The sequence below is a fragment of the Streptomyces shenzhenensis genome (assembly GCF_021462265.1).
GTDB lineage: Bacteria > Actinomycetota > Actinomycetes > Streptomycetales > Streptomycetaceae > Streptomyces > Streptomyces shenzhenensis.
In genome coordinates this window covers 1-394 of the sequence record NZ_JAJONF010000211.1, presented here as the reverse complement: position 1 = coordinate 394, position 394 = coordinate 1, and the positions used below count along the sequence as shown (strand labels likewise).

Below are 394 nucleotides of genomic sequence, written 5' to 3'. Positions count from 1 at the left end.
CCGGCTTCGAGTCGGGCAACACCACCTGGACCGCCTCCAGCGGTGTCATCACCAACTCCAGCAGCGAGGCGGCGCACGCCGGCTCCTACTACGCCTGGCTCGACGGCTACGGCTCCTCGCACACCGACACGCTGTCCCAGTCGGTGACGATCCCGGCCGCCTGCACCAACACCACCTTCACCTTCTACCTGCACGTCGACACGGCCGAGACCACCACCAGCAGCCAGTACGACAAGCTGACGGTCACCGCCGGTTCGACCACCCTGGCCACGTACTCGAACCTCAACGCGGCCTCCGGGTACGTGCAGAAGTCCTTCAGCCTCGGGTCCTTCGCGGGCTCGACCGTCACCCTGAAGTTCAGCGGTGTCGAGGACTCCTCGCTCCAGACCAGCTT

The 394-nt window shown here is 66.2% G+C and carries 1 pseudogene; it reads left to right on the top strand.

What is annotated here, in order from left to right:
* A pseudogene (locus LQ326_RS47510) lies at window positions 1–394 on the top strand (hypothetical protein); the annotation flags it as partial.